Origin of the sequence: Octadecabacter arcticus 238 (assembly GCF_000155735.2) — a bacterium.
GTDB classification, from domain to species: domain Bacteria; phylum Pseudomonadota; class Alphaproteobacteria; order Rhodobacterales; family Rhodobacteraceae; genus Octadecabacter; species Octadecabacter arcticus.
In genome coordinates, this window is record NC_020908.1 from 3,482,483 (window position 1) to 3,504,269 (window position 21,787).

25 protein-coding genes and 2 pseudogenes are annotated in these 21,787 nt (G+C 56.2%); 14 read left to right on the top strand and 13 right to left on the bottom strand.

The window, feature by feature from the left end:
* Nucleotides 1-183: 183 nt before the first annotated feature.
* From OA238_RS18045 to OA238_RS18060, 4 genes and pseudogenes are all read left to right on the top strand, one after another.
* Nucleotides 184-1,035, top strand: a complete 852-nt coding sequence (locus OA238_RS18045; protein WP_015496284.1) for an oxygenase MpaB family protein — start codon at nucleotides 184-186, stop codon at nucleotides 1,033-1,035.
* Between the two features lie 124 nt (nucleotides 1,036-1,159).
* Nucleotides 1,160-2,248 (top strand): annotated as a pseudogene (locus OA238_RS30490) (integrase core domain-containing protein); the annotation flags it as partial.
* Nucleotides 2,246-3,123: pseudogene (locus OA238_RS32945) on the top strand (IS1595 family transposase); the annotation flags it as partial. The pseudogenes OA238_RS30490 and OA238_RS32945, both read left to right, overlap by 3 nt.
* Before the next feature lie 109 nt (nucleotides 3,124-3,232).
* The gene (locus tag OA238_RS18060) at nucleotides 3,233-4,765 is read left to right on the top strand and encodes a trimethylamine methyltransferase family protein (protein ID WP_015496286.1); all 1,533 of its coding nucleotides are present in this window, start codon (nucleotides 3,233-3,235) and stop codon (nucleotides 4,763-4,765) included.
* A 54-nt stretch (nucleotides 4,766-4,819) separates the two neighbouring features.
* Here the strand turns inward: OA238_RS18060 and OA238_RS34575 are convergent, their stop codons facing one another.
* Nucleotides 4,820-4,951, bottom strand: coding sequence for a hypothetical protein (locus OA238_RS34575; protein WP_275450473.1), 132 nt, complete (start codon nucleotides 4,949-4,951; stop codon nucleotides 4,820-4,822).
* Between the two features lie 95 nt (nucleotides 4,952-5,046).
* Entirely contained in the window at nucleotides 5,047-5,481 is a 435-nt protein-coding gene (locus OA238_RS30495; protein WP_245581346.1) for an IS66 family transposase, read from the bottom strand.
* A gap of 94 nt (nucleotides 5,482-5,575) precedes the next feature.
* On the opposite strand from OA238_RS30495, the gene OA238_RS18075 reads away from it, so the two are divergent.
* Nucleotides 5,576-7,068, top strand: a protein-coding gene (locus tag OA238_RS18075) for an IS3 family transposase (RefSeq protein WP_085982770.1) whose coding sequence is annotated in 2 segments (ribosomal slippage) — nucleotides 5,576-6,026 and nucleotides 6,026-7,068 — 1,494 coding nt in all. Because the reading frame shifts where the segments join, the coding sequence is not laid out codon by codon here.
* Nucleotides 7,069-7,086: 18 nt separating this feature from the next.
* Here the strand turns inward: OA238_RS18075 and OA238_RS34025 are convergent.
* The 8 genes from OA238_RS34025 to OA238_RS18115 form a co-directional block, all read right to left on the bottom strand.
* On the bottom strand, nucleotides 7,087-7,281 hold the full coding sequence (locus OA238_RS34025; RefSeq protein WP_144055934.1) for a hypothetical protein: 195 nt from the start codon (nucleotides 7,279-7,281) through the stop codon (nucleotides 7,087-7,089).
* Between the two features lie 27 nt (nucleotides 7,282-7,308).
* Nucleotides 7,309-7,815, bottom strand: a complete 507-nt coding sequence (locus OA238_RS34030) for an IS66 family transposase (protein WP_144055935.1) — start codon at nucleotides 7,813-7,815, stop codon at nucleotides 7,309-7,311.
* Nucleotides 7,816-7,920: 105 nt separating this feature from the next.
* Nucleotides 7,921-8,142, bottom strand: coding sequence for a DUF6444 domain-containing protein (locus tag OA238_RS34035; RefSeq protein ID WP_015495645.1), 222 nt, complete (start codon nucleotides 8,140-8,142; stop codon nucleotides 7,921-7,923).
* 110 nt (nucleotides 8,143-8,252) lie between these two features.
* Nucleotides 8,253-8,795, bottom strand: a complete 543-nt coding sequence (locus OA238_RS18095) for a globin domain-containing protein (protein ID WP_015496287.1) — start codon at nucleotides 8,793-8,795, stop codon at nucleotides 8,253-8,255.
* A 123-nt stretch (nucleotides 8,796-8,918) separates the two neighbouring features.
* Nucleotides 8,919-10,385 carry a phage tail sheath family protein gene (locus tag OA238_RS18100; RefSeq protein WP_015496288.1) on the bottom strand — a complete coding sequence of 489 codons (1,467 nt, stop codon included), beginning with the start codon at nucleotides 10,383-10,385 and terminating at the stop codon, nucleotides 8,919-8,921.
* Between the two features lie 193 nt (nucleotides 10,386-10,578).
* A complete protein-coding gene (locus OA238_RS18105; protein WP_044037142.1) occupies nucleotides 10,579-11,247 on the bottom strand; it encodes an SOS response-associated peptidase in 669 nt (222 codons plus the stop codon).
* 14 nt (nucleotides 11,248-11,261) lie between these two features.
* Nucleotides 11,262-11,570 (bottom strand): DnaJ family domain-containing protein, encoded by a 309-nt coding sequence (locus OA238_RS18110; protein ID WP_015496290.1) that lies wholly within the window; start codon nucleotides 11,568-11,570, stop codon nucleotides 11,262-11,264.
* Nucleotides 11,571-11,663: 93 nt separating this feature from the next.
* Nucleotides 11,664-13,220 carry a bifunctional metallophosphatase/5'-nucleotidase gene (locus OA238_RS18115; protein WP_015496291.1) on the bottom strand — a complete coding sequence of 519 codons (1,557 nt, stop codon included), beginning with the start codon at nucleotides 13,218-13,220 and terminating at the stop codon, nucleotides 11,664-11,666.
* Between the two features lie 166 nt (nucleotides 13,221-13,386).
* On the opposite strand from OA238_RS18115, the gene OA238_RS18120 reads away from it, so the two are divergent.
* The 3 genes from OA238_RS18120 to arsC are packed head-to-tail and all read left to right on the top strand — an operon-like array spanning nucleotide 13,387 to nucleotide 15,109.
* Nucleotides 13,387-13,722 carry a DUF952 domain-containing protein gene (locus tag OA238_RS18120; protein WP_044038499.1) on the top strand — a complete coding sequence of 112 codons (336 nt, stop codon included), beginning with the start codon at nucleotides 13,387-13,389 and terminating at the stop codon, nucleotides 13,720-13,722.
* Nucleotides 13,719-14,762: a quinone-dependent dihydroorotate dehydrogenase gene (locus OA238_RS18125; RefSeq protein ID WP_015496293.1), complete on the top strand. Its 1,044-nt coding sequence runs from the start codon at nucleotides 13,719-13,721 to the stop codon at nucleotides 14,760-14,762. Before OA238_RS18120 ends, OA238_RS18125 begins: the two co-directional genes overlap by 4 nt.
* Complete coding sequence (gene arsC, locus OA238_RS18130) at nucleotides 14,759-15,109, top strand: arsenate reductase (glutaredoxin) (protein WP_015496294.1); 351 nt, start codon at nucleotides 14,759-14,761, stop codon at nucleotides 15,107-15,109. Before OA238_RS18125 ends, arsC begins: the two co-directional genes overlap by 4 nt.
* Before the next feature lie 78 nt (nucleotides 15,110-15,187).
* Here arsC and OA238_RS18135 read toward each other — a convergent pair whose 3' ends face one another.
* From OA238_RS18135 to OA238_RS18145, 3 genes are read right to left on the bottom strand one after another with little or no spacing between them, the layout of a single operon-like run.
* Nucleotides 15,188-16,519 carry an MATE family efflux transporter gene (locus OA238_RS18135; protein WP_015496295.1) on the bottom strand — a complete coding sequence of 444 codons (1,332 nt, stop codon included), beginning with the start codon at nucleotides 16,517-16,519 and terminating at the stop codon, nucleotides 15,188-15,190.
* Complete coding sequence (locus OA238_RS18140; RefSeq protein WP_015496296.1) at nucleotides 16,512-16,994, bottom strand: PaaI family thioesterase; 483 nt, start codon at nucleotides 16,992-16,994, stop codon at nucleotides 16,512-16,514. The genes OA238_RS18135 and OA238_RS18140 overlap by 8 nt, the downstream gene beginning before the upstream one ends.
* Complete coding sequence (locus tag OA238_RS18145) at nucleotides 16,991-17,458, bottom strand: PaaI family thioesterase (RefSeq protein ID WP_015496297.1); 468 nt, start codon at nucleotides 17,456-17,458, stop codon at nucleotides 16,991-16,993. The genes OA238_RS18140 and OA238_RS18145 overlap by 4 nt, the downstream gene beginning before the upstream one ends.
* A 115-nt stretch (nucleotides 17,459-17,573) precedes the next feature.
* Between OA238_RS18145 and OA238_RS18150 the strand changes: the two genes are divergently transcribed.
* From OA238_RS18150 to OA238_RS18170, 6 genes are all read left to right on the top strand, one after another.
* Nucleotides 17,574-17,942, top strand: a complete 369-nt coding sequence (locus tag OA238_RS18150) for a MerR family transcriptional regulator (protein WP_015496298.1) — start codon at nucleotides 17,574-17,576, stop codon at nucleotides 17,940-17,942.
* Between the two features lie 414 nt (nucleotides 17,943-18,356).
* A complete protein-coding gene (locus tag OA238_RS18155) occupies nucleotides 18,357-18,758 on the top strand; it encodes a MerR family transcriptional regulator (RefSeq protein ID WP_015496299.1) in 402 nt (133 codons plus the stop codon).
* A gap of 45 nt (nucleotides 18,759-18,803) precedes the next feature.
* Nucleotides 18,804-20,579, top strand: a complete 1,776-nt coding sequence (locus tag OA238_RS18160; protein WP_015496300.1) for an acyl-CoA dehydrogenase C-terminal domain-containing protein — start codon at nucleotides 18,804-18,806, stop codon at nucleotides 20,577-20,579.
* 50 nt (nucleotides 20,580-20,629) lie between these two features.
* The gene (locus tag OA238_RS18165) at nucleotides 20,630-20,842 is read left to right on the top strand and encodes a hypothetical protein (protein WP_015496301.1); all 213 of its coding nucleotides are present in this window, start codon (nucleotides 20,630-20,632) and stop codon (nucleotides 20,840-20,842) included.
* 52 nt (nucleotides 20,843-20,894) lie between these two features.
* The gene (locus OA238_RS32960) at nucleotides 20,895-21,032 is read left to right on the top strand and encodes a hypothetical protein (protein ID WP_187293069.1); all 138 of its coding nucleotides are present in this window, start codon (nucleotides 20,895-20,897) and stop codon (nucleotides 21,030-21,032) included.
* Nucleotides 21,033-21,150: 118 nt separating this feature from the next.
* Complete coding sequence (locus OA238_RS18170) at nucleotides 21,151-21,783, top strand: glutathione S-transferase family protein (protein ID WP_015496302.1); 633 nt, start codon at nucleotides 21,151-21,153, stop codon at nucleotides 21,781-21,783.
* Nucleotides 21,784-21,787: the final 4 nt, after the last annotated feature.

Genomic DNA, 21,787 nt, shown 5'->3' on the forward strand with positions numbered 1-21,787 from the left:
CCAAGCATCTCGCGGCGTCGATAGTATACCGCTGTATACGGCGAGCGCCCCCGCTTTTCCGCTCCTCTCAGCTCTCAATGGTTGCGCGCGCCATAGTTTTGCGCCTCAGGTTCAATGGCCCTGTTGCCCTGCCCGCCGCGCCGACCCATGATGGTTGTGCTTGCAACAGTGTCGGAGGCTGCAATGTCGCGCTGGTCACAAGAAATAGAACGACTTGATCCGTCCACAGAGTATGAGCGGATCGTATATCTTCTTGGTGCGTATGAGTTCGCATGGGACATCGAAAAGGCGTTGGAACTTGCGCTGTTTCGCACCTACGGCGTCCCGTCGATTTCGGGGCTTTTGTCAAAGACAGGTGCGTTTCGCGATGATACCCAAAAACGGTATGACGACACAGAATTACTGCTGAGCGAGATAGGGGAGAACGGGCAGGACAGTGACCGTGGGCAGGCAGCTATGGAGCGCATCAATGACATGCATGGCCGCTACCGCATCTCAAATGGTGACATACTTTATGTTTTGTCGACGTTCGTGACGGAACCAAAACACTGGCTGGACCGGTTCGGCCGCAGACCCCTGACACCACATGAAATCGAGGCCAGCGTGCACTATTATCGCGCGCTTGGCGCTAAGATGGGGATCAGCGATATCCCACAGGATTTTGATGCCTTTGATGCCTACAAGATCGCATATGAGGCGGAGCATTTCATGTATGCGCCAACCAATGGCGAAATCGCAGGGGCGGCCCGAGATCTTCTTTTGTCATTTTATCTCCCGCAGCGGCTGGTTCCGTTCTGCCGCCCGATTGTCCATGCCCTGTGTGATGCACCACTGCGCCAGGCGATGGGGTTTGCGGCCCCTGCCCGCTGGCTCGAACATCTGGTGATCGCCGCCCTCAAAACGCGCGCCAAGGTCCTTCGGTTTCTACCGGCACGCCGTCGACCCCGCTTGGTGTCCAGACGCCGTAGAAAGACCTACCCCAATGGCTATCGGACAGATCGGCTGGGGACTTTCTTGCAAGACACGCACAAATGACGGCGCCCAGAATCGATAATCGGGGTGAAGTATAACTGTTCTGTCCCGGATGATCACATTGATTCTCGGCGTTCGGCCTTTTTCATGGCAAGGTCGGTTTTAGAGGACATTCGGAAGGCGAAACGTGACGCTCGTTCGACTGCAGAGCCAAGCGACGACAACACCGAAGATTAGAGCGGCCATTCAAGCCTGCGACGATCCGGCCTGGATGGTGAGTGACCGCTATGGCATTTAGGAGCAGACTGTTTTGAAGTGGCGTCACCGCGACAGTGTCGAAGACCGCAGTCATACGCCACATCGCTTACAAACGACGCTGAGCCCCGCCCAGGAGAGTGTTGCGGTGGCGTTGCGTAAGACGCTTTTGGTGTCACTTGATGACTTACTTGCAGTGGTACGGGAGTTCTTGAATCCGAACGTTTCACGCTCGGGCTTGGATCGATGCCTGCGCCGTCATGGGGTGTGTAATCTGCGCGACCTGAAGGTCAAAGAGGCAAAGCCAAAGCACAGCGCCTTCAAGGCCTATGAGCCGGGCTACCTGCATATCAACGTTAAATATCTGCCGCACCCTCTCGGGACATTTCCTTGGGAAATACCCTGCCGGGCAGTGAATGGCGAATGAGACGTCACGCCGTTACCTGTTTGTCGCCATCCGTTGCCCGGCAGGGTATTAAAAATGCCCGAGAAGGGATCGCGCCACACGGTGGGTCTTCATTAGTATCTATAACAACAAGACGGCCGCCAATGCCCGACGCTTCCTGCGTGACCTTGAGCGCGCCTGTCCGCTGATCATTCGCACCATTCTTACGGAGTTGCCAATGATTGCGCCAATGGTTCGAGCAACATTGGCGACGGTAAGGCGTTCACTGACCGTCTCTTTGGCCTGCGCAAGCGTGCAACGACTGGCAAACAGGGGTTCGACACGCTGTGCAGCGAACTCGGCATTTACCATCGTTTGACCCCAGCACAATCGCCTCAAACAAACGGCATGGTTGAGAGAGTCAACGGGCGTATAGAGGATGTCCTCCAAAGCCATCACTTCCGATCTGGGGAAGACCTTAATGCGACGATGCACCGTTATGTATTGCTCTATAATCAACACCTCCCACAATCTGTTCTTCAGAGCAGAACGCCCTTGCAGGCCATGAATGACCGGCACAAACTTAAACCAGAACTGTCTAAGAAAAACCCTTACTACCTCACGGGATGTGACACACATTCTCTGGCGGAACATCGTTGGCCTGAGGGCTTCGTGTGTCCGTCCTGTGGCACCTGCAAGGGCTGGCCGTTAAAGCGAAGTCGCGCGACTTGGGAATGTGCCGGTTGCGCACGGCAGACATCCGTGACGGCTGGCACGGTAATGCACAGCAGCCATTTGCCGTTGCGAATTTGGTGTCTTGCCGCGCACATCATCACCAGCCATTCCAACGGCATGTCAGCGCAGCAACTTCAGGCGCAACTTGGCCTTGGCAGCTACAAGACGGGTCGCCATCGTCGCTCGGACCGATGGCGCTTCTCGGCGACCTCCTCTTGCAAAAGCTGCGGCGGTCGATGGTCAACCCTGACCGCAACCCCCTGAAAGACCTTGTCGAAATCGATGAAACAGAGATGCCGTTCCGGTCCCGGCATGATCCCGAGGACCGGCCAAAGGGTGGGCGCAGCCCGGTCGGAAAGATGTTTGTCGTCTGTGCCGTCGAGTTATCAAGTGACGGACATCCGCGCCGTATCAGGATGAAACACATTCCCGACGGCGCGTCAAAGACGCTGCACGGGTTCATTGGTCAGGCTGTTGAGCCTGGCGCTCACATCATCACGGACGGCTGGCTCGGTTACGAAAATCCGCCTGCAAACACGCATGAGGCGAAGGTCGTCAGCGGCAAAAAGGCACGCGACATACTCCACTGGGTCCACCGCGTGTTCTCCAACCTGAAAACGCGGGCAAAAGGCGTCTTCCACGGCCTCAGAAAGTGCCATCTACAACGCTATCTCGACGAATTCGTGTTCCGCTGGAACCGACGGCGACACATGCGAAGCGGCTTCGACACGCTGCTGGGGATCGGTGTTGGTCTCGGGCCAGCGACATATCGTGATGATCCAATCCACCTCTCAAGCCACAAGGGCGAAGTTCTGCGCCACGTCAACATGTGCGGCAACCGGACTAAAAGGGATAAGCCTATATTCAAGGAATGAAAGATAAGACATGAGCACGAAACGCCGCGGCGGACGATCCAGACCAACCACATCCGGAACTCCACGGTCGCACAGCTATCGCCAGTTGCAGCACCCGTTCACGCCGCAGGCGATATTTTCGGAGGATGGGGTCGCGCGTATCCACGAAATGGCTTTGCGTGTGGTGCAAGACCTTGGCATCAAAATCCTACTGCCAGAGGCGCGGCAAATATTTGAGGCCGCAGGAGCATTGGTCGATCACGATACGCAAATTGTGAGGATCGGGTCGGATTTGGTAGAAGCCGCTTTGGCGACCACGCCAACCTCCTACCGCCTGCGCGGACGGTCCGTCTTGCGTGATCAGATGTTTAAGGACGGTTCAATGCTGTTTGCACCCGGTGCCGGCTGCCCCAATGTGACTGACCTTGTGCGAGGCCGCAGAGCGGGGTCATTAGAAACCTATGAGGAGACGATCAAGCTGCAGCAGTCTTTCGATGTCATGCATGTCTTTGGGCCATCCGCCGAACCCCAAGACGTTGCGCCCGCGCTTCGACACTATGAGATGATGCGGATTCAAATGGAATGCGGTGATAAACCAAACTTCGTTTATGCACGCGGGCGCGGACAGGTCGCGCAAAGCTTTGAGATGATCCAGCTTGGCAACGATATGGGCGCGCAGGCCTTTGATGATGACGTTTGGTGTTTTACCGTCATCAACACAAATTCCCCACGCCAGCTTGATGTGCCAATGGCCGAAGGGATCATCGATTTTGCCCGCGCCAATCAGTTAAGTATCATCACGCCGTTTTGTCTAGCAGGGGCAATGGCACCTATCACGATTTCAGGCGCTTTGGTGCTGCAGCACGCGGAATGTTTGGCGGCCATCACCCTGGCACAACTCGCCCGCCCAGGTGCGCCAGTGGCCTACGGAGGCTTTAGCTCAAATGTGGATATGAAGTCTGGCTCGCCTGCCTTTGGCACGCCAGAACATATCAAACTGTCCATCGGCAGTGGGCAATTGGCGCGCCACATCGGTCTGCCGTGGCGGTCCGCGACAGGTGCCGCATCCAACACAAATGACATGCAAGCCGCCACGGAAACTAACATGGCTCTTTGGGCCCAATTGCAAGCAAATGCGACCCTTACGGTGCATTCAGCAGGCTGGCTGGAGGGAGGATTGACGTTCGGCTACGAGAAATTCATCAACGACATCGAAGCCCTGCAAACCATTGCGGAACTGTGCCAGACAACACCTGAAGATGCTGAGAGTTTGGGGTGGTCAGCCCTCTCGGAGGTCGAACCGGGTGGGCATTTTTTCGCAACACAACATACAATGGATCGCTACAAGACCGCCTTCTATGAGCCGTTGGTTTCTGACCTCAGAAATCACGGCGCATGGCGTGATGACGGCGCCAAGTCCTCAGCGGAGCGTGCGACAAAAATCTGGCAAAACACCCTGCGTGATTTTAAAGCACCGCACGACAGTACCGCTGTGGCGGACCGCCTTGCGGCCTATATCGAGAGCGGCAAAGCCAAAGGCGGCGCAGCGCCAGCAGACGGATGATCTATTTGGCTATACATCGAACGGCAGCGTCTGCTATATCTGTCCAATCCTATATCACCCCATGAGCGCCTTGCGCACAAGCGCGTCTTTTTCAGGGTATTTTGAGACGTCGACACCACGATCAGCGAGTGCTTCGCTCAGGTCACTTTGGCTCAAGGCTTCGATGGCCGCCGTTGTCATTTTCATGAAATTGACCCTAGTTTTGATCGGCGGATTGGTCTCGCCAAAGACGCTCCGGTTTTCGAACGAGAATTCTCCTGCATATTTAGCCATAAAGTGGGTCAGAAATGTATTGATACTTGGTAACTCCCAAGGACCCCATCGGATATCGGGTTTTGTGTTGCCCTTGCGACGTTAGAGCCGAGCGATGATCTGTTGTGGTGATAGGGTGAGTGTTTCGAGGATATTGCCCCCGTGTTTTCTGACCGTCGAGATGACGGATCTGATGTCAGCGAAGACCTGCGCGCCCTCGAGGGTGCGGAAAGTTCCCTAGATTTCATGCGCAACTTCATCATGCGCAGGTCCCGTTCGGCCTGATTGTTGGTGAAGGGAACTGTGAAGTCCGTAAGGAACCTTAGGACGTCATCACGGTAGTCACGCAAGCGGACCAGAAGGTTATGGCCTGGCCGCCTGGCTTTTCGGCCTCGCGCACCAGTGCGTCTAGCCAGTGGGTCTTGTCGCTCATGGAAGGCGAGGCCCTCGGTGAGGATCGCCATGTATTTGGTGAGGATGCCGTGGCCCTCCGTGCCAATAAGCGTGAGACAATTGACTGGCTAAAGTTTACACTTGAGGGCGTAGGAGAACGAACCCATGGTTATGCCTTCACAATCACCACTTTCGCCAGATGCTGGATCTGGAGCCGTTTTGGCCCCGACGTCGCCTCCCCGCGTTGTTAATGCGCCGTTGGCTCCCACAGCGGAACTGACGAGCATCCCGAAGCGACGCAACTTCACAGCCAAATACAAACTGCGCATTCTGGATGAGACGGACCAAGTGGCAGACACTGGCGGGGTTTCCGCCATTCTACGGCGGGAGGGGCTTTATTCCTCTGCACTGACCGATTGGCGCCGTGCGCGGGCGGCCGGCACATTGGGTGCATTGCAGCCAATGCGCCGTGGCCCACAAAAGGCACCTGCCAATCCATTGCAAGCTGAGCTGGCCAAGGCCAACCGTGAGGTGACAGCCTTGCGGCGCCGTCTGGATCAGGCGGAAGCCATCATTGCCATCCAAAAAAAAGTGGCGGGACTTCTGGACGAGATGGAGCAGACGCAAGAGCGCAGCGGCAAATCATGATGGCCGTCGCGATTGCATTGCCCACCGGCAGCGGCTTGACCTCGGCTGTCTGCGCCGCGCTATCATTATCGCGCGCGAGCGTTCTTCGACAGCGTGCGGCGCTGACGGCACCACCACGCACACGCCCACCGCGCGCAGCGTCTTCGCGGGCTCTGCCGGAAAGGGAAAGAGACCAGGTATTGCACCACCTGCGCGAACCCCGCTTTGCGGATCAGACGCCCACAGAGGTCTTTGCCACCTTGCTGGATGAAGGCACCTATCTGTGTTCAATCCGCACGATGTATCGGATATTGGCCGCGCAGGGCGAAGTTGGCGAACGCCGCCGACAGCGCACACATCCCGTCTATCAAAAGCCTGAACTTCTAGCTGAAGCCCCCAATCAGGTCTGGTCTTGGGACATCACCAAGCTGATGGGCCCGGTGAAATGGTCCTACTTCTATCTCTATGTCATTCTCGACATCTTCAGCCGCCGCGTTGTTGGCTGGCGCGTCGAGCACGCGGAGAGCGCCAGCCAGTTCAAAGAGCTGTTCATCGACGCGATGGAAAAACACGAGGTTCCACGCGATCAGCTGACATTGCATGCAGATCGCGGTGGGCCCATGAAGGCAAAGACGACAGCCCTGATGCTGGTTGATCTTGGTGTGCTCAAGTTCCACAGTCGGCCCCACACCTCAAACGACAACCCGTTCTCCGAAGCCCACTTCAAAACACTGAAATATCAGCCAGAGTTCCCCAAGAACTTTGAAACCATCGAGCAGGCTCGCGCATTCTGCCGCAGGTTCTTTGCATGGTATAACCAAGACCATCATCACGCCGGGATTGGTCTGATGACGCCCGACCAAATCCATTTTGGGCAGGCCCAAGAAATCTACACCGCGCGACAAGCAACACTAGACGCGGCATTCCTCGCCACGCCCGAACGCTTCGTACACAAACCACCAAAACCGCCTCAAATCCCGACCGCCGTCTGGATCAACCCACCAAAACCAACCGAAGAAACCCAAGCCTAAAGTCCAAAAGCCACTGTCTCAAAGTCGTTGACACGTTCCGGGGTGAACCGACGTGGGGAGTTCGGTCTCGCCTCGCCCCTGAGCCGCGCACTTGAGCTGATTGGCGCTGTTGAGCAGCACGCTCATCGCGCACGCCCACGGCTCCTTTTCGATTTCTTCGATGGCCTTGAGTTCCCGTAAATGATGCGCCCCGCACAGGGCGTGCGCGTCCACCCCACTCATATGGGCGTAATAGGACTTTCAGTGGTCATGAACAATTGTCCCGCCGGTCAGGAAGGATGGAACAGCACCGCGCTTGGCGCTGATGCGATAATGCGTGAAGGCGAGATCGCTGATTGAGTGCAGCCAGTGCAGCTTACCAGCAACACGAAGTCCGGTCTCATCCAGATGCCGAACGCCGCCTTCATTGAGCCGGGCCAGAATGTGTTCGACGACGCCACCCAAGGTACGCGCTGTGCCGTTCACCCAGTTGGTCACGCTGGCCGCGCATAGGCTGGTGGCACCAAACAAATCACGCAGGAGTTGGCAGACCCGATCCTCGGGGATCAGCTGCTGAACATTGCAGTAGACCGCCGCCGCCCGAATGCGCTTACCGTATTGCACGTGTGCATTCACGCCATCGGGAAAGGTGGCTGTCGTCATGGCTCGGCAATGGCCACAACAATAAATCGCTGCCTGATGCTCTGTGACCTCCAGACGCGGCACCGGTATGTCATAAACCTGACGCCTCTCCACCGCCTTGATCATCCCAGCCGTCAAGCCATGCTGACAGGTGCCACAGGCCTCAGCCTCATGTCGCTCCACAAAGTCAGGCGTTGCTGTCTGACGTAGGGTGTCACCTCGGTGGCCAACTTAGCCACCACTTTTCTTACCGGACTTACCACGCAGGCTACGCGGTACCGGCTTCTTCAACCCATCACTCGAAGGCGGCTTGCTGCTATTACTGCTGTTCTTGGCCAACTGACGCCGCAGATCCGCATTCTCTTGCGCCATGCTCGCCAACGCGGCTTCCAACTCGGCGATCCTGCGCAGAGCCGTGGCAAGGAGTTGTTCAAGAGCAGTAACTTGGTCCATTCCACCAATGATTCAGAGAAATCGTCACAGCGCCACGAAATTCAGACCACAACAGAAAATTCATGCGCCTAATGGCCAAGGAGACTCACATCAAAACTGACAAAAACCCGTTATCGGCTGGGGTGCTTGGGAGTTACGATACTTGTTCGAATGCGCGGGTCATCGGTCATAACCGTGGATGAGGCATCAAGCGTGTCGCGCATCAACTGGGACCAACGTTTCGCCCCTTTCTCGTTCATCAGCTGGATCGCGTTGTGGGTATGATGGAAGCTCAACCGAAACTCCGCACCGTGATAATATGGCCCTCCACCCATGACATCGATCCACATCGAGGCCTGCGTGTTAATGTGATGGCCAATGCCCCCAACCCGCGCGAAAACCGACCTGAACCAGTCTTCGTCTGCAAAAACTCTCTCATAGAAATTCTGCACAATAGTGACGATCGGGTCCTGCCCCAGCGCCGAGTAGAGCTGCCAAAACTGGATCGGCGTGGACTCATCACGTGGCGCGGTCAGCGAGATAATATGGGACATGCGATGTGCGTCGGCTGGCAGTAGGTTTTTCGCAATGGCCGCTGTGATGTAGTCACCCTGAATTTTTTCGGACATGTATCCGTGACGCGTCGGATGGTTGGATCCGTTGATTTTTGTCATTCGTCCCTCATGTCACCAAAGCTGCTGTCTTATTTTTCGGTTCAACTTCATATTAATGGGTTCGGGCCTGCGGGGTTTCAAGAGCGGTCCAACGCAACTGACAACAAACCCAAAAGGGATTAATTATGTTTGCATCTGCTGCGTGAACGTCAAAACGACAAACTCCGCCGGATGCGTCATGGCCACCCCGATGGTCACGTTGAGGATACCATTCTGGATATCTGTCGCGGTCATCGTGGACCCAAGACCCACAGAGACCCAGTACGCAACCGCTGGTTTGGTCCCGGCCAGTGCCCCTTGTTTCCACAGATTTGCAAGAAAGTTTTCGAGAACCGCCTTAAGCGATGCCCATGTGCTGGCGTCGTTGGCTGCAAACACAAGCGCCTCACAGGCGATCTTGGCAGATTGTTCGATCAAGATCATCGTCCGGCGCACTGAAATGTAACGCCAATCCTGGCTGTTGCCGTTAAGGGTTCGTGCGCCCCAAACCAACACGCCACGATTTGCAAACGTGCGGATCGCATTTATAGCCATGCCGTTCAGCGGCACATTCAAGGCTTCTTGTTCTTGCGACGTGATATGAATTGTAGGGGACACAACATTTACAATCGACATGTTCGCAGGTGCTTTCCATGGGCCAATGTTACTATCTGTTTGGCAGATGACACCGGCCATGGCGGTGCTTGACGGCATGACGTTGATCTCCGCAAGCACGTCGCGCATGGTCGCCGCGTAGGCAGGGCTTACTTGCAACATCGCTTGGTGAGGGATCGTTGCACCGTCACCAGTTTCGACTGTCGTGATGCTTGCCGCCAGTGTCTTCAATCTTGGGTTGGGATTGTTCGGGTCATCGGCCTCAGCCGTAACCTTCTTTTGCACTGACAATTTCAGATCATCGCTGAGATTAAGAAACGTGATCTCCGCGCTCTCAATCAGATTGGTGTTCAGCCAAGGGTAATAGGCGGCCCCATAGCCCAGCCCGTCAGCGCCCACATTACCATGGAAATTTTTGACAGGGTCGTTTGCACTCGAATCGCCAAATTTCTGATCGCCGCCAACCAAATCCAGAATCGCAATCCGGCTTCCCAACGTCTCGCAATGACTCAGGACCTCTTTGGCAATCGCACCCCATGCATCAACTTTCATCCACGCGGCGTCCGGTGTTAGAACCATTGTGGGCTCCTGCGTTGCCACAAGCGGCGCAAGTGCGCCAATGATGACGTCCTTGTTCGGCACGACCGCCTTGCCTGTGGCGTCGGTGTAGGGACCCACCGACACAATGTAGCAATCACCACCACCATTATCGTAGAAAAATTTCATACCGCGGTGCATCAGGAACGGTGTTGTGCAGGTGTATCGACCCGGTGTCTTGTCCTGCGCCACCGTCAGGTGTGGCCCGCCACCAAAGAAATTTTGGTATTCAGCGAATGAGCTGATCTTCGTCGGAACATTCGTCAGATCGGTGGTTCCGGTTTTTGCAAACTGCGAATAGCCGATGAAGACTGGGATGGCAGTTGTCACTTCGATTACTGAATTGGGAAACGCGTCTAATTCGGTGACATAAACGCCTGGTGTTTCAAGTTGGATCATCGATCGCTCCCCAAAAAATTTGGTGTTGATGGCTACGACGTCATGTCGAACGTCGATACCTATGACGGCTTCAGCCTAGCAGATCGGCAAGCGCGATGCCCATCGAACCCATGCTTCTTGGGCTCCCCAGACTTCGTATCGTGCCCAGATCATTCCTTTTATGATCCATTGTGACACTGAACTGGCATCTTTTTCAAACATCCAGAGGGTCGATCAAGTCTGGCCCGGACGCGCGGTTGGAATTGACCATCCGATCCACGCGATGGAATTTCAACGTTTCTTCGCCCGTGGCCTGCATCAGCGTCGCAGCCCCCTTACCGTCTTCGCCGAGCCAAAGCGCCCAGTCATCAGATTCAAGAATAACGGGAATGCGGTGGTGGATTTTGCCCATGGCGTCGTTTGCGCCGGTCGTGACGATGGCCACCGTCGCGCCCACCACGCCTTCATCGTCCGTCCAGTCCTGCCATATCGCGCCAAATGCAATTGAGGCTGTGTCGCTGCGTTGGATATACCATGGTAATTTTGTGCCATCGTCCAACCGCGTCCATTCGTAAAACCCCGACGCGGGGATGATGCAGCGTCGGGTCCGGCATGCCGCCTTGAACGCTGGCTTTTCAGCGATGGTTTCAGCACGGGCATTTATCAGCAACGGGCCACCATTCGCCTTTTTATACCAATGCGGAATAAAGCCCCAGCGCATCGGGCGATAATGCCGCGCACCGTCTGTGCTGGTGATAGACGCGACCTGATCTGTCGGGCAAACATTATAATTCGGCACGTCGGGTAAATCGTTAGCGGGGGCAGCTGCGAACATTTGCGACATAGCATCATGGGGCAGCGTTATGGCCATGCGTCCGCACATCCCTTAATGCCCCATCATTTGCGATACGCGTTGCGTGCAAGGTCGATCTTGGCGTCCATCAGCGACATATCTTTGAGAATGTCTGCCCGTTTGGTGCGGTCTGTGACGTCCGCCAGTTCGCTACGCAAACGCTCAAGTTCGCGCGAAAGCGACACGAATTCCGGCACAGCCCCGTTTTCGCGCATCAGGCGGTTCATCAGTGCGTTTTCGGGGTCTTCAGCGGACAGAAGCGGCTTGCCCAGCCCTGCCAGATCGTCAAACGCGCCGTCCTGCTGGGCAGCGTGAATGCGGGCATCGATAAGATCTTCAAGCGGGTGCGCCATGGGGGCATGATAGCCAAGACGTTTCACAGGCGCAAAGAAAAACCCCGCCGCGATTGCGCGCAGCGGGGCTCAGACGTGAGAGGCATCGGCCCCTTACCTCATGTTGATGCGACCATCCGTGTAGGGCTGATAGGGCGCGTTTTCGGCAATGTATTCCGCCGTAACGTCAGCCAGATCGGGGCCGAAGTCGTAGGCGTTTTCGGCTGTTAAGAACATATCGAAACCGTCGCCACCGTTGCGCACGAAGTTGTTAGACACAGCACCATATGTCGTCGCCATATCGAGAGCCGCGCCGCCGATCATCACATCGGAAATGCGGCTGCCCGCCTCCATGGACAGATCAACAGTCATCGTCATGCCAGCGATCTGCAAGAACCGACCGGAGCCGTCCTCATGCTGAGATACAGCGTTTTCCAAAGCGGCCATCAAGGTTTCTCCGGAAATCTGGAACGTGGACAGGGTGTTCTGGAACGGCAGCACTGTTAGGACTTCGCCCATCGTCACTTCGCCCGCGTCGATATCAGCGCGGATACCGCCTGAGTTTTGCAGTGCGATGTCAATACCCTGATCAGCAACACGTGCCAGCATCGCATCCGCAATCAGGTTGCCCATGTCGCATTCCATCTGACGACAGACGGCGCGATCACCCGTCAGCACGCCAGCGGTTTCAGCCACAACACGGTTGCGGATTTCGTCAAGTGGCAGCGCCAGTTCAGCGATGCGTTCCTTGGCTGTTGCGTCTTCCGAAACGGTGCCGTCGATGAGCAATGGCGCGCCAGATGCTTCGGTGATCATGCCGTCGTCGTCAAACGTGACATTTAATTCGCCCAAGAATTTACCGTAAGCGTAGGCCTGCACAATGGCCGTGTCGCCGACCATGGTGGGATATGCGCCGACTGCGTCTTCACTGTCACCAAGCAGGGTGTTGGAGTGGCCGCCGACGATAACGTCAACGCCGGTTGTCGCCGCCGCAATCGCCATATCCGCGTTGTAGCCTGAGTGGGACAACACGATGATCTTGTTCACGCCCTCAGCGGTCAAACGATCTACCTCGGCCTGCACAGCTGCAACAGGATCGGTGAAGGTCACGTTGGGACCGGGGGATGCAAGTTCGTCGGTATTTTCCGGCGTCAGACCGATGAGGCCAATGCGTTCGCCGCCACGTTCGATGATGGTGGATTTTTCGATGGCGTCAGACAGAAGCGCCTCACCCGAGATATCGACGTTCGACATCAACACTGGGAAATTCACCGTATCAACGAAGCCACGCAGGATTTCCGGACCATCGTCGAATTCATGGTTGCCGACGGTCATGCCGTCATAGCCCAGCTGGTTCATAAATTCGGCCGCCATCGCGCCCTTATAATATGTATAAAACAGCGTGCCTTGGAACTGATCGCCACCATCCACAAGGATAGAATTGTTGCTGCGCGCGCGCGCGGCCGCAACTGCGGTGATCAAACGGGCCGTGCCACCAAAACATTCGCCAGCATCGTTGTCTTCGGCGCTACAGCCAGAATCGTATTTGCTGATCGGTTCAAAACGCGCGTGAAAATCGTTTGTGTGCAGGATTGTCAGCGAATAATCCGCCGTCGCGGCGCCTGCTATCATCGTGATCGCAGCTGACGTTGTAAGAAGTCGTGTAAGCATAATAGCCCCCATTTGGTTGTGTCACATAATTCTGGCCACATCTTGCGCCCAGTCGGGTCACAGAGTCAAAGAATAGCCGCACAGGTAGCGTAACGTCGCCCTGTTACAGACCTGTGACGAAAGCGAAACACTTGACGTTTGCCTAATGTCGCGCCACTTCGGACAAATGTTGATATATAAAATACTCACCGCCGAGCAATGGGCCACCTTGGACGCCACCGGCAGTTTCGCCGGAGCAGCGATAGATTTGGCCGACGGGTATGTGCACACCTCAACCGCACAACAGGCGCAAGAGACCGCTGACAAACATTTCAAAGGCGTCGAGGGCTTGATCCTTGTCGCACTCGATACCGCCACTTACGGGGCAGATTTGGTCTGGGAACCGTCACGCGGCGGGCAGGATTTCCCCCATATATACGCACGCCCCCTGTTGCTGTCAGAACTGGTTTGGGTGCGTCCCATGCCGCTGGTTGACGGACGACATGTGCTTGATCTGACATGACTATGCTTGAAGGGATCGGGTTGCATGTCTTGCGCAGATTTGACCCCGAACGCGCCCATGGGCTGGCGTTAAAAGCGTTAAACGCGGGGCTTGGTCCACGATCCGGGCCCGTGACGTCTGATCGATTGCGCTGCACGGTTGCGGGATTGGACTTACCGAACCCTGTCGGACTGGCGGCTGGGTTTGACAAAAACGCCGAATGCCTTGCCGCGTTGGGGCGCACGGGGTTCGGGTTCTTGGAAGTTGGCGCCGCGACGCCATTGCCACAAGACGGCAACCCGCGCCCGCGTCTGTATCGGCTGACCGAAGATAGAGCGGCGATCAACCGGTTCGGGTTCAACAATCAAGGGATGGTGACGATCGGTGAACGGCTGGCCGCGCGTCCGGCTGGTAGCATCGTCGGACTGAACCTTGGGGCGAACAAAACCAGCGATAACCGCGCGGCGGATTTTGCATCTGTGCTGGCCCACTGCGGCGCTTATGTCGACTTTGCGACGGTCAATGTATCCTCACCCAACACCGAACGCCTGCGCGATTTGCAAGGTAAAGATGCCTTGGCGGCGTTGCTGGGCGGGGTGAAGGCTGCGAACGTGGCAGGCATTCCGATGTTCCTGAAGATCGCGCCGAATTTGAGCGATGCAGACTTGGCCGACGTGGCGCAGGTCGCGCGCGCGTCTGGCGTTGCCGCGATCATCGCCACGAACACGACGTTATCGCGCGAGGGACTGACCAGCGCACACAAGGGCGAGGCTGGTGGTTTATCCGGCCAACCCTTGTTTGAAAGATCAACACGCGTGCTGGCAAAATTGTCGAGCCTGACTGATTTGCCGTTGATCGGGGTCGGTGGCGTTGGATCAGCCGCGCAAGCCTATGCAAAAATCCGCGCGGGGGCCTCCGCTGTGCAGCTCTATACGGCGCTGGTTTATGGCGGCATTTCACTGGCGTCAGACATCGCGCGAGGCGTCGATGATTTGTTGGCACGCGACGGCTTTACAAACGTCGCGGACGCGGTCGGAACAAGGCGGGAAGAATGGCTATGATGCCAACCCAATTGACCATTTGGCACAACCCGCGCTGCACCAAATCGCGTGAGACTTTGGCACTGTTGCAGGCGAGAGGTTTGCAGCCGGCGGTGCGGTTGTACCTGGTTGATGCACCGAGCGAGGCGGAGATTGTCGCTGTGCGCAACGCCCTTGGCGTCACGGCGGACACCATGATGCGCAAGGGTGAAAAGATGTTTCGAGAGTTGGGTTTGGGATCAGCGAGCGAGGCGGAGCTTATTGGCGCGATGGTGGCACACCCGATCCTGATTGAGCGGCCTATTGTGATTCTGGACAGGCGGGCAGCGATCGGGCGGCCACCGGAGGCGGTTCTGGCTATAGTCTAGCGGCGGTTTCGAGGCGTTTTGGGGCGCAGCCCCCGGCCTAACGGCCTCCCCCGGGATATTTCAGAAGCAAAGACGGGTTTAAGAGACAGAGCGTTCGAGGGCCGGATATTTCCAAGCCAGTGTTGCGCCGCGTGCCGCGAAACTGATCAGCAGGGCAATCCAGAGACCGTGATTTGCTGCGATTGGCATTAACAACAGGGCCGCTACAAAGTATATCAGCGTGGAAATCACCATCATATTGCGCATGTCGCGGGTGCGGGTTGCGCCGATGAAAATACCATCAAGCATGAATGGTGCCGCCGAGATTAGTGGCGTCAGCGCCATGTAGATCAGGTAGTTGCGTGCGGCGATGCGCACATCGGGTGCCGTGGTCATGGCATCAATAATTGCGCCACCAAATAGGGCAAATGCCAGCGCAAGAATGACACCTGTGCCAAAGCACCAAAGCGACACCATAAGCGCGGCACGGCGAAAGGCCGCGCGGCGACGTGCGCCCATTGCCTGCCCGACAAGCGATTCAGCGGCAAAGGCGAAACCGTCCATCGCATAGGCCGTGACGGACAAAAATTGCAACAGGATATGGTTCGCCGCAAGCCGCGTGTCGCCGTATGTCGCTCCAAAGAACAGAAACGACATGAAGATCGCTTGCAACAACAACGAACGGATCAGGATGTCAAAATTTACCGACGCAAAGCGTTTGAGTTTGACGGGGTCCAGCAGGCGCGCCCACGCATCAGATCCGGTGTGCCATGGGGCGGCGGCGAACGCTGCGCGGCAGTACCACAGGCCAAGGCCACAGCCAGATATTTCAGCGATGACTGTCGCGGCGGCGACGCCCTGCACGCCCCACCCAAAGACAGGAACGAACAACAGATCAAGACCAATATTCGTGCCGTTCATCGCCAGTTGGACCACCAGAATGTCGCGGGTGCGTTCAGCGGCGACCAGCCAACCGGTTATTGCGAAGGTCGAGATCAGGAACGGCGCGGACCAGACACGGATAGACATGTAACTGCGCGCAAGGGCTTCGACCTCGCCACTGGCGGGTGAGAGCCAGAAGCCCAGCGCGAACAGTGGCGATTGCAAGATGACGATGGAGAGGCCGCCAATTGCAGCGACGCCCAGCGCACGGACAAGGATAGCCGCGGATTCGTCCGTGTCCCCTGCACCGATCGCCTGGGCGGCGAAGCCCGTCGTGCCCATTCGCAAAAAGCCGAATATCCAATACAACGCAGTGAGGATGATCGCGCCGATTCCAACGGCCCCAATGGGGGCTGCGAGCCCCAGTTGACCAATAACGCCTGTATCCACAAGGCCGAGCAGCGGAACGGTGATATTGGCCAGCACCACCGGCATTGCGATTTGCAGAATGCGGCCGTGTGTCAGGTGCCGACGGCTGCGGTCAGCCATCGTCTTGAGGCATCAGGAAGTGCCCTGTGGCCTGCGCAAACATCCGTGTGCGGTTGTCCTGCCAAGCCTCAACGTGCACCGATGCGTAGCGGCGACCGGAGCGGTTGATCGTGGCGCGCGCGTAGGCGTCGCGCGGCAATCCCGTGCGTAAGTAATCGACGGTAAAATCGATGGTTTTGGGGAGGCGCAAATTGCCGACGTCTTCGCCAGCTTCCATGCGGTCCCACATCATCGCCCAAGACAATTCGATAATTGCGGTGGTTTCCAGAAAGGCAGACGTTGCGCCACCATGCAGGGCGGGCAACATCGGGTTGCCAACGAGCATGTCTTGATAGGGCATCACACCAGTCAATTCATCACCGCGCCGATCAAACCGAATGCCCATAAACTGAATGTAGGGCACACCTTGGATCAGCGATTGCAGCGCGGCGTCGCGGCGTTGTTTGACGACCTGTACCGGTTCGGGACGCTTCATGTGGCACCCCCAGTTTTGGTGTCAGTTGCGGTATCGGTGTTGGCAGTATGGATTGTAAAAGCGCCCGTTGCTGTCGCCACGGGGCGGTCGGTGTCAGCGTCCATGGCAGTGGCGCGCACAAACGCGACAGATCGGGTGACATGGTAACATTCGGCCCGCGCCGTGATAGTATCGCCGGGTTTGGCGGGGCGCATGTAGTCAATCCGCAGATCAAGCGTCGCCGTCCCGACCGGCAAACTGTCATGCACCATCACGGCAGCACCGCCGCAGGTATCAAGCAACGCTGACACCGCGCCGCCGTGGATTACACCCGTTTCGGGATCACCGACCAGACGTTCATCATAGGGCATGGTGATCGTGGCATGGCCGTTGCCGATCTCTGTTAACGTCATGCCCAGCGCACTGGCATGGGGCAATGCTGCAATAAACTGGGCGGCGATTTTGGTTTGGCGTTCGTTGGTCATACCCCGTTGAACCCTGCCCCAGCCCTGTGCACAAGTGTCAATTCACATACGATCGTAGGCGTTGCCCCGCGCGGCGCTGCGGCGTACGGTTATCCCCAAGTAAGGGAGACACCCCATGACAGAACCGCGGCTAAGTTTTAAAGAAATGTGCGCCAAGTACGATGTGACCCCGCGCACGTTACGCTATTACGAGTACATTGAATTACTGTCACCCGAACGCGTTGGCCGGGCGCGGTTTTACGGTGCCAAGGAACTGGCGAGGATGACGCTGGTGATGCGCGGTCGCAAGTTCGGCTTTCCGCTCGAGGAGATTCGCCAATGGCTGATGATCCGCGAGAACGACGGCGACGAAGCGCAGATGAGAAACTGGCTTGAACTGGCCGATCGCCAGTTGGGTGAACTTGAAGACCAGCGCCGCCAGCTGGACGAAACCTTGACTGAACTGAAAGAAATGCGCGACGTCACGGCCAGATCGCTCGGGTAAAACGTTGGGTAATAGGGTTGGGGCCGCGCGGCGTCCACGTCCGAAACGACGAAAGGGCTGTTGTGCACGCGACTCATAAGAGCCCCTGACATCGGGCGTATCACTCCAGAGAACCACCTCAATTTCAAACAACTGGCCGGGAAAGTGTGGCAATCACACTTGTCGACACATTTTTTTGCGCGACTCCCAAGATGCGACAGGAAAATCCTGAAAGCCTAATAAAACATGTGTTATTGAAAAATTTTGACCACCCCCCCCTCTTAGATTGTTGCGCAAACGCGGGCAGTTTCTTTGCTTACCTTTCGTAAGCTTGGTTTTGACGCGGCGTAACGTTTACGTTTACGTCAACATTGCTTGTATGGTGAGTTTCAGCGCCTCACCTGCAAATATCACGAAACGCATCGAGGATATGAAATGACGGAACAGACCATGACAATTCGCCAGATGTGCGAGGAATTTGAAGTCACACCACGGACGCTTCGTTTCTACGAGGCTAAGGAACTGCTGTTCCCAAAACGTGAAGGTCAGAAGCGACTCTACGGCAAGCGCGACCGCGCACGGCTTAAACTGATTTTGCGTGGCAAGCGCTTTGGCTTCAGCCTCGAAGAAATTCGCCAGCTTCTCGATCTGTATTACATGGGTGACAGCCAAGAAACCCAACTGCGTGAGACGTTTGTTCTGGCGCAAAAGCATCTGACCGACATGCAAGACCAGCGTGCCGAACTTGACGAAGCCATCGCAGAGCTGAAAGCCCAAATGGATTGGGGCGCCGCGCGATTGGCAAAACTTGAACACATACCGGCGATCGCAAGCTAAAGCGGCCAACGGACCCGCCACACCTCATCACGAAAAGAGCCATCAATGCCCAGCTACACCGCCCCCACCAAGGACCAACAGTTCATCCTGCACAACGTTCTGAATATTTCCGAAATGGATATTCCAGGATTTGCAGATCTTGATCGCGATTTTACCGATGCGGTTCTGACCGAGGCGGGCAAACTGGCCAGCGAAGTCTTAGCGCCCTTGAACGCTGTGGGCGACAAACAGGGCTGTAGTCTGGAAAACGGCGTTGTGCGCACGCCTGACGGTTTCAAAGACGCTTACGACAAAATGTCCGAGGGCGGCTGGATGTCGATGGATCTGGCCGAAGAATACGGCGGCCAAGGCCTGCCCTATATCATGCACACCGCCGCGATGGAACCGATGGTCTCTGCAAACATGGCGTTCAACATGTACCCCGGCCTGACGCATGGCAACATTTCCGCGATCGTCACTCACGGCACGGACGCCCAAAAGGCGATGTATCTGCCCAAAATGGCGACGGGCGAATGGTCCGGCACGATGAATCTGACCGAACCCCATTGCGGCACCGACCTTGGTTTGATGCGCACCAAAGCCGTGCCACAAGACGACGGCACCTATAAGATTTCCGGCCAGAAAATCTGGATTTCGGCAGGCGAGCATGACTTGAGCGACAACATCATCCACCTCGTGCTGGCAAAAATTCCAGGCGGGCCGGATGGCGTGAAAGGGATTTCACTGTTCATCGTGCCGAAGTTTATGGTCCACGAAGACGGGTCCTTGGGCGAACGCAATGCATTGTCATGTGGCGGCTTAGAAGAAAAGATGGGCATTCACGGCAATGCGACCTGCGTGATGAACTATGACGGCGCGACCGGATACCTGATTGGTGAAATGCACAAAGGCATGCGCGCAATGTTCACAATGATGAATGAGGCGCGTCTGGGCGTTGGCCTGCAAGGCTATGCACAAGGCGCCGTGGCATATGAAAACGCTCTTGGATTTGCGCGCGATCGCTTGCAAGGACGCGCCGTGACAGGTGTCGAAGCACCAGACAAGCCCGCCGATCCAATCATTGTGCACCCAGACGTACGCCGCAACTTGATGGACCAGAAGTCGTTCGTCGAAGGCGCGCGCGCGTTGACCTATTGGGGCGCTACATTGATGGACCGCAGCCACAAGAACGGCGATGAAGACGCAGAAGCACTGATTTCGCTGATGACTCCGGTGATCAAAGGGTTCCTGACCGACAAAGGATTTGAAACTTGTGTCTTGGCGCAACAAACCCTTGGCGGGTCTGGTTTTACCCAAGAATGGGGCCTTGAGCAGTTCGTCCGCGATGCGCGTATCACGATGATCTATGAGGGCACGAATGGTATTCAAGCGCTTGATCTGGTCGGTCGTAAACTTGGGCTGAATGGCGGCAAAACCGTCATGGCATTCTTTGAGATAATCAAAACCTACATCGCCGACAACAAAGGCGACGCCGCGTTTGAGGCGGATTTTCTCGAGCCGTTGAAAGAGGCGTCTAAGGATCTGCAAGCAGCGGGCATGTATTTTATGCAGAATATGAAAAATCCCAACGATGCGCTGTCTGGGTCCTATGATTTCATGCACATGATGGGCCACGTCTGCCTTGGTTTGATGTGGGCTAAAATGGGACGTGCGTCGATGGATGCTTTGGAGGCTGGCGACACCGACACAGATTTCCACTACAGCAAAATCGCCACAGGGCGCTATTATATGGCGCGCCAATTACCAGCCACAAAGATGCACCTTGCGCGGATCAACACCGGCGGTGACACGGTGATGGCGCTGGATGCTGCTAACTTTTAAAGTGAGGGCGGGTTAAACCTGCCCTTTCCAATCCCTATATCAGAGGTCACATGCCAAAACGTTTCCGCCTCACCCGTCGCTTTCCGGTGGCCATGACCGAAGATGGGTATCGCCGTCTTAAACGCTTTGCCAAAGACGCAGGGCTGGATGAGGGCGAGGCACTGTCGTTCCTGTTCGAAAACTTCGACAGCGTGATTGACGAAGACACGTTCGGCCACCGAATGCGGATATTCAATTCCGAACTGGAGGCGCGCAAGAAGTGACACCAGCACACTGGCGTAAATCGGCCCTTCGGGGAGAGTGGTACCGACCAAGATGAAGCGCAAGAAAGTGCTCCACCCCGACCGCCGAATGTTCCCCTATTTTCAGGGGCGCGGCACGACAGATCGGGGCTTCACCTTGGACGTCGCTTCACTCTCCAGCTATCGACGCCCTCTGTTTCTGGGCTATTAACCTTAATCGTTCGTTAAAATAGGGCCCGTTAGACAAGAGATGCTGCTTATCTTCATCTTGGCAAGTACAACTCAAATCCGTCGCCAATCAAAGGCGCATCCCTTGGGAGGGGCATACCATGATCAAATTACATTGCTTTGGCGAAAGCGGGAACGCCTACAAGGCCGCGCTGACATTGGAATTGTCAGAAGCAGAATGGGAGCCCGTCTATGTTGATTTCTTCAGCGGCGCGACCCGTGGAGAAGACTTCCGTGCGATGAACGTCATGGGCGAAGTGCCGGTCATGGAAGACGGCGATCTGATCTTGACGCAATCCGGTGTCATTCAGGATTATGTGTCGTCCAAGACCGGTAAGCTTGGTGGACGATCCGCAGCAGAACGCCGCGACATTCTGCGCTGGATGTTTTTTGATAACCACAAAGTCAGCGGCGTTGCCGGAGTATTGAGGTTCAATACCAACTTCCTGCCCAAAGAAAAGCGAAACGCTGACGTAAATGCATTCCTGCTGATGCGCCTGACATCAGCGTTGAAGATAATGGAGACCCAGCTCGAAGACACACCGTATCTGGCCGGTGACGCGCTCAGCATCGCGGACATCGCTTGCGTTGGCTACCTGTTTTACCCAGAACCTTTCGGGTTTGATCGCACTGAATTTCCCCACATTGACGCTTGGATGACCCGCATCGAGGGCACCAAAGGTTTCAAACACCCCTATGATCTGATGCCGGGCAGTCCCGCAGATCGCAGCTAAGGAG